1 protein-coding gene is annotated in these 259 nt (G+C 49.0%); it reads right to left on the reverse strand.

What is annotated here, in order from left to right; genetic code table 11:
- Positions 1 to 259: amino acid kinase family protein (locus Q4528_RS14520; protein WP_439848944.1), on the reverse strand; the 259-nt coding region annotated here is incomplete at both ends.

Consider the following 259-nt stretch of genomic DNA (forward strand, 5'->3'; position numbering starts at 1 on the left):
CTTTAGGCTCAACCCGTGGGTCAGTGGTATAAACGCCATCTACATCTGTATAGATTTGGCACTCATCGGCTTTTAAGGCCGCAGCAATCGCTACTGCGGTGGTATCGGAACCACCTCGACCAAGCGTTGTTATGTGGTTCTCTGGACTGCGCCCTTGAAAGCCTGCAATAACCACCACTTTATTCTGCTGCAAATGTGCTTGAATGTTGTGATCGTCAATACTAGTGATACGCGCTTTACCGTGGGCGTTGTCTGTATG

This window comes from Staphylococcus pasteuri (genome assembly GCF_030547725.1).
Lineage (GTDB): Bacteria > Bacillota > Bacilli > Staphylococcales > Staphylococcaceae > Staphylococcus > Staphylococcus pasteuri.